This is a genomic window from Sphingopyxis sp. (genome assembly GCF_035250425.1).
Taxonomy (GTDB): Bacteria; Pseudomonadota; Alphaproteobacteria; order Sphingomonadales; family Sphingomonadaceae; genus Sphingopyxis.
In genome coordinates, this window is record NZ_DATFFD010000153.1 from 56336 (window position 1) to 62654 (window position 6319).

At 65.7% G+C, this 6319-nt stretch carries 6 protein-coding genes; 5 read left to right on the top strand and 1 reads right to left on the bottom strand.

All coding sequences use genetic code 11. The annotated features are described in order from the left end of the window. Positions 1-52: 52 nt before the first annotated feature. The 4 genes from VJ811_RS08920 to VJ811_RS08935 all read left to right on the top strand — a co-directional run bounded on the left by VJ811_RS08920 (position 53) and on the right by VJ811_RS08935 (position 4693). The gene (locus VJ811_RS08920) at positions 53-496 is read left to right on the top strand and encodes a CHRD domain-containing protein (protein ID WP_324071915.1); all 444 of its coding nucleotides are present in this window, start codon (positions 53-55) and stop codon (positions 494-496) included. 89 nt (positions 497-585) lie between these two features. Next, on the top strand, positions 586-3399 hold the full coding sequence (gene polA, locus VJ811_RS08925; protein ID WP_324071916.1) for a DNA polymerase I: 2814 nt from the start codon (positions 586-588) through the stop codon (positions 3397-3399). Next, complete coding sequence (locus VJ811_RS08930) at positions 3396-3899, top strand: hypothetical protein (RefSeq protein ID WP_324071917.1); 504 nt, start codon at positions 3396-3398, stop codon at positions 3897-3899. The genes polA and VJ811_RS08930 overlap by 4 nt, the downstream gene beginning before the upstream one ends. 119 nt (positions 3900-4018) lie before the next feature. Continuing rightward, a complete protein-coding gene (locus VJ811_RS08935) occupies positions 4019-4693 on the top strand; it encodes a CDP-alcohol phosphatidyltransferase family protein (RefSeq protein WP_324071918.1) in 675 nt (224 codons plus the stop codon). A 12-nt stretch (positions 4694-4705) separates the two neighbouring features. Here VJ811_RS08935 and VJ811_RS08940 read toward each other — a convergent pair whose 3' ends face one another. Beyond that, positions 4706-5599 carry a prephenate dehydratase gene (locus tag VJ811_RS08940; protein ID WP_324071919.1) on the bottom strand — a complete coding sequence of 298 codons (894 nt, stop codon included), beginning with the start codon at positions 5597-5599 and terminating at the stop codon, positions 4706-4708. Positions 5600-5785: 186 nt separating this feature from the next. Between VJ811_RS08940 and VJ811_RS08945 the strand changes: the two genes are divergently transcribed. Continuing rightward, positions 5786-6319: cytochrome c family protein (locus VJ811_RS08945; RefSeq protein ID WP_324071920.1), on the top strand; the 534-nt coding region annotated here is incomplete at its 3' end.

Sequence of the window (6319 nt, forward strand, 5' to 3'; positions counted from 1 at the left end):
GCGGGTTGTGAAGACAGGCCGACTTGGCCGTCGCAACCCTGGGAGAAGAACGATGAACAGGCTCATTTGGGCCGCGCCGTTGCTTGCCACCGCGCTGGCCGGCTGCGCGACCGTCGAGGAAGGGGTCGCCGAACAGGTCGGCGATACCTATAACGCCACGCTGGCCGGATCGAACGAGGTCGGACCCGGCGATCCCGACGGCTATGCCCGCGCCGAGATCACGGTCACAGACGAGATCGACCAGATTTGCTACGACATCAACGACATCCGCGGTCTCGACACGATCACCGCAATGCATATCCATCGCGGCCGCGCGGGCACGAACGGCCCGGTCGTGTTCCCGATCACCAAGGCGAACGAAGGTGGCTGGAAAGGGTGCAAGAGCCGGGCCGAATGGACCGAGGATGCGATCGAGCGCGACTGGTCCAACTATTATGTGAACATCCACACCGCCGCCTATCCCGACGGCGCGATCCGCGGGCAGCTGCGCAAATAGCGCGCGCGATTTTGGATTGAACCGGACAAAGCACGGTGGAGCGGCAGCGGGTCTCGCCCTGCCTCCCGCCCCCTGCTACACCGCGCCCCATGTCGGACAAGAATCATCTCTATCTGGTCGATGGCTCCAGCTACATCTTCCGCGCCTATCACCGCCTGCCGCCGCTGACGAACCCCAAGGGGGTGCCCGTCGGCGCGGTTTACGGCTACACGACGATGCTGTGGAAGCTCGCGAAGGATCTGCACGACGCCGACGGGCCGACGCATCTTGCGGTCATCCTCGATCATAGCAGCAAGTCGTTCCGCAACGACATCTACGACCAGTATAAGGCGAACCGGCCCGAACCGCCCGAGGATCTGCGTCCGCAATTCCCGCTGATCCGCGACGCGACGCGCGCCTTTTCGCTGCCATGCGTCGAGATGGAGGGGTTTGAGGCCGACGACCTGATCGCGTCCTATGCCGAGGCCGCCGTGCGCGAAGGCTGGGACGTGACGATTGTGTCGTCGGACAAGGATCTGATGCAGCTGATCCGCGAGCCGGCGGACGGTGCGCCGCAGGTCGATATGCTCGACACGATGAAGAACGTCCGCCTCGGGCTGGAAGCGGTGAACGAGAAGTTCGGCGTCACGCCCGATCTGGTGGGCGACGTGCTCGCCCTGATGGGCGACAGCGTCGACAATGTGCCGGGCGTGCGCGGGGTCGGGCCGAAGACCGCGACCAAGCTGATCCAGGAATATGGCAATCTGACCGCCGCGCTCGACGGCGCCGAGACGATGAAGGCGTCGAAGCTGCGCGACAATCTGATCGAGCACCGCGCAATGGCCGAACTGTCGCGTATCCTCGTCGACCTGAAGCGCGACGTCGCGCTGCCCGACGCGCTCGATACGCTCAAGCTCGGCGCGATCCCGCCGCTGCCGCTCAAGACCTTCCTCGACGAACATGGCTTCCGTTCGCTGTCGGCAAAGCTCGACCTCGGCGCCACTCCCGGCGGACCGCCGACCTTTCCGCGCGCAAACGCCGCACCGGTTGCCGCCCCCGCCGGGCCGTCGACGCCGACGCTGCCCGCAATGCCGCCCATCGACCGCACGCTCTATGAATGCGTCACCACGGTCGAGGCGCTCGACCGCTGGATCGCCGAGGCACGCGCCGCGCATGTCGTCGGCGTCGATACCGAGACCGCGAGCCTCGACAGCGTCACCGGCCGCCTCGTCGGGGTCAGCATGGCGACCGCGCCGGGCCGCGCCTGCTATATCCCGCTCGGCCATGGCGGCACCGACATGTTCGCCGAAAAGCCCGAGCAGATCGCGATGGACGTCGCGATCGGGCGCCTCCACGCGCTGTTCGCCGATGATGCGGTGCTCAAGGTCGGGCATAACCTCAAATATGACATCGGCGTGCTCGCGCAGCATGGCGTTACCATCGCGCCCTATGACGACACGCTGGTGATGAGCTTCGCGCTCGACGCGGGCAAGCATCAGCACGGGCTCGACGAGCTGGCGAAGCTCCACCTCGATCACACCTGCCTGACCTTCAAGGAAATGTGCGGGACGGGCAAATCGCAGATCAGCTTTGCCGAAGTGCAGCTCGACCGCGCGACCGAATATGCCGCCGAGGATGCCGACGTCGCGCTGCGCCTCTGGAAATTGCTCAAGCTGCGCCTGCCGATCGAAGGGGGCACACGCGTCTATGAGATGGTCGACCGCCCGCTCGCCTCGATCGTCGAAGGGATGGAGCGCGCCGGGATCATGGTCGACCGCGAATATCTAGCGCGCCTGTCGGGCGAGTTCGCGGCCGAAATGCTGCGCATCGAGGGCGATATCCACGGCCTCGCCGGCCAGCCCTTTGCGATCGGCAGCCCGAAGCAGCTCGGCGAAATCCTGTTCGACAAGCTCGGCCTCAAGGGCGGGCGTAAGGGCAAGTCGGGCGACTGGTCGACCGACCAGAGCGAGCTCGAACGATTGGAACGCGACGGTGTGCCGATCGCGCGCAAGATATTGGAATGGCGCCAGCTTTCGAAGCTGAAGTCGACCTATACCGACGCGCTGCAGCAGCAGATCAACGCCACCACAGGCCGTGTCCACACGAGCTATAGCCTTGTCGGCGCGCAGACGGGGCGGTTGTCTTCGACTGACCCGAATCTCCAGAACATTCCAATACGGACCGAGACGGGGCGGCAGATTCGCGATGCGTTTATCGCGGCGCCCGGCCATGTTCTGATCGCCGCCGACTATAGCCAGATCGAGCTGCGGCTCGCGGCGCATATGGCCGACGTCCCCGAACTCAAGGAAGCCTTTGCGCGCGGCGACGACATCCACAGCGCGACCGCGATCGAATTGTTCGGCGAGGTCAACCGCGACACGCGCGGCAAGGCGAAGACGGTCAACTTCTCGATCCTCTATGGCATTTCGCGCTGGGGCCTCGCGGGCCGGCTCGAAGTCACGCCCGACGAGGCGCAGGCGCTGATCGCGCGCTATTTCGAGCGCTTCCCGGGAATTTCCGATTACATCACCGACACGCTCGAAAGCGTCCGCGCGAAGGGCTATACCGAGACTTTGTTCGGCCGCAAAACCTGGTTCCCGCGCATCAAGGCGGCGAACCAGAACGAACGCGCGGGCAGCGAACGCGCCGCGATCAACGCCCCGATCCAGGGCACGAGCGCCGACTTGATCAAACGCGCGATGGCGCGGATGCCGAAGGCGCTCGCCGATGCCGGACTCTCCGACGTCAAGATGCTGCTCCAGGTCCACGACGAACTCGTGTTCGAGGCGCCCGAGGACAAGGCCGAAGCCGCGGGCGCGGTGATCCGCGCGGTGATGTCGGGCGCCGCGGAGCCCGCGCTCACGCTCTCGGTCCCGCTCGAGGTCGAGGTCGGCATCGGCAAGAGTTGGGGCGAAGCGCATTGATCGCCGCGTTGCTGTTCGTCGCGGCGCTCGCCGCCGATCCCGTCCCCGCGCCTCCCGATGCCGCCGTCGCCTCGGCGGCCGCGCGCCCATCGCCGATCGCCGACACCGACTTGCGCGAATTTGCCGCGATTGCGGGGCGCAAGGTCGTCGGTCGCGCGGTTGGCGGCCCCTATGCGAACGCCGACAAGGTGCTGTTGATCGCCCGCGACGACAAAGGCTATCCCGCCGTCGCCGCGAGCATGGGCTTTCCGGTGCGCCAGTCGCTTCCCGCGCCGCCCGCGACGACGCTCGCGGTCATCCGCATTCACCAGCGGTATGAAACGACCATCCCCGGCCCGACCCCCGATGATCTTGCCTTCGTCGCCGCGAACAAATTGCCGCTGTTCGTGATCGGCGAATGGGCGCGCCCCGCGCCGATGTGGGAAGTCGCCTGGGTCGACGGCGCGGTACGCTATCGCGCAGTCGGCGACGTCGGCGAAATCGGTCCCTGGCAGGACTGATCGTCGCACACACGCGGCGCATTTACCGCCCTGCCCTTTCGCAAACCCGACTTTGCCTCTATGACGCCGCGATGACATCCGGCCGGCACTTTTGTGACAGTCGGCAACAAAGGGTCCTCATGAGCAAGTTCGAACCCGTCGCCAAGGCGCCGGTCCGCATCCAGCAGAATATCCTCGCGCGCAGCGAACGCCGTCTTCTCAACTGGTTATGCGCGCGCCTTCCCGGCTGGGTCACGCCCGACCAGCTCACCACGCTCGGCTTCGCCGGCGCGGTGCTGGTCGCCGCGGGTTATGTGCTCAGCTGGTTCGACAGCGAATGGCTCGGCCTGTCGCTCGTCGGCTATATCGTCAACTGGTTCGGCGATTCGCTCGACGGCAGCCTGGCGCGCTGGCGCGGCATCGAGCGGCCGAACTATGGCTATTTCGTCGACCATAGCGTCGATGCGCTGGCGACCTTGCTGATGATCAGCGCGATCGGGATGAGCCCCTTCATGCGGCTCGACGTCGCCTTGATGGCGGTGATCGGCTATTTCCTGTTGTCGATCCACACCTTCATCGCCGCCAAGGTCGTCGGCGAGTTTCGCCTGTCCTATATGGCAGGGGGCCCGACCGAGCTGCGGCTGATGCTGATGGCGATGACGATTGCGATGCCGATCATCGGCGGCGGCGACATCCACGGCACCAATTTCTCGCCCTTCGATCTGTTCGCGCTTATCGTCTCGAGCATCCTCGTGACGCTGTTCATCGTCCAGACGTCGGCGACCGCACGGATGCTCCGCCGCCGTGGCGGCTAGCGCCAGCAGGATTTAGCGGCGCTCGCGCGCCTGCGCATAAGTGCCGAGCAACCGCAGCGACTTGGTCTGGAAGTCGAGTTCCTCGAGTGCGCGATCGATCCGTTCGTCGCCCGGCGCGCCGACGATGTCGCAATAAAATTGCGTCGCCGCAAAGCTGTCGCCGGTCTGATAGCTTTCGAGCTTGGTCATGTTGACGCCGTTGGTCGCAAAGCCGCCGAGCGCCTTGTAGAGCGCGGCGGGGATGTTCTTCACCTCGAACATGAAGGTCGTCATCAGCGGTCCGTCGATCGCGGCAATGCCGGTCAGCGGTTCGCGCGCAAGAATGACGAAGCGCGTCGTGTTGTGATCGGCGTCCTCCATCCCCGTGCCGTGGAGCGTCAGGCCATAGAGTTCGGCGGCGTGCGGCGGCGCGAGCGCGGCAAGGCCGACCTCGTCGCTGTCGGCGACCCATGCGGCGGCGCCCGCGGTATCGCTGTGCGCGACCGGCGCGATATTGTTGGCGCGCAGCCAGTGGCGGCACTGGCCGAGCGCCTGCTCATGGCTCATCGCGCGCGTCACCGGCCCAAGGTCGCGGCTCATCAGGCCATAGCGGATCGGCAGGAAATGTTCACCGACGATCGACAGGCCGGATTCGGGGAGCAGGAAGTGGATATCGGCCACGCGGCCGTGCAGGCTGTTTTCGATCGGGATGATCGCGCGGTCGACGCGGCCGTCGCGCACCGCGTCGATCGCATCCTGAAACGCATAGCAGGGCATCGGCAGTGAATTCGGATCATATTCGCGCGCGGCAAGATCGCTGTTCGCGCCCGGCGCACCCTGAAACGCCAGCCCGCGCGCGGGCTCCGCGAGTGCCGCGTTACGCATTTCGTCGACCAGATGCTGTGCCGAAGCCGAATAACTGCCCATGATTGCCTTCCCAAGCTGGAGCCGCGGCGCATAGCCGCCCGGCCGCACCCGCGCAACCGGCGCCCGCATCCTTCGCGTCGTCGCCCGATTTCATCCCCTTGCGCCGTCGTCCCCGCGCCAGTAAGGGAGCGTCCAAATCAAATATGCGCCCGGCAAGCGGGCGTCCGTAAACGGGGCTGCTAGAGCATGGACAATCGCAACAATACTATTGCCGGCTGGGTGCTGTTTGCCGGCATTTGCGCGCTGGGCCTGACCATCGGGTCGAGCATGTTGTTCGCCAGCCACAATCCCGAAAAGCCCGGTTATCCGATCGAAGACGCCGAAGCCGGTGCTGGTGGCGGCGAATCGGCCGTGCCGCTCGCCAACCTGCTCGCCGCCGCCGATCCGGCGAAGGGCGAGGCGGTGTTCGCGAAATGCGCCGCATGCCACACGATCAATTCGGGCGGCGCCAATGGGATCGGCCCGAATCTGTTCGGCGCGCTCGGCAAGCCGCACGGCCATGTTCCGGGCTTCGCTTATTCGGATGCGCTGAAGGGCGTCGCCGGAAATTGGGATTTCGAGGGCATGAACGCGTGGATCACCAGCCCGCGTAAATATGCCCCGGGCACGAAGATGTCGTTCGCCGGGCTCAGCAGCCCCGAAGACCGCGCCAACCTGATTGTTTACCTTAACAGCCAGGGTTCGAACCTGCCGTTGCCGGCCGCCGAAGCGGCCCCCGCG

Excerpts from the sequence above, each read along its gene's own strand:
- VJ811_RS08935 (WP_324071918.1), top strand. The coding sequence starts at position 4,019 with ATGAGCAAGTTCGAACCCGTCGCCAAGGCGCCGGTCCGCATCCAGCAG.
- VJ811_RS08920 (WP_324071915.1), top strand. The coding sequence starts at position 53 with ATGAACAGGCTCATTTGGGCCGCGCCGTTGCTTGCCACCGCGCTGGCC.
- polA (WP_324071916.1), top strand. The coding sequence starts at position 586 with ATGTCGGACAAGAATCATCTCTATCTGGTCGATGGCTCCAGCTACATC.
- VJ811_RS08940 (WP_324071919.1), bottom strand. The coding sequence starts at position 5,599 with ATGGGCAGTTATTCGGCTTCGGCACAGCATCTGGTCGACGAAATGCGT.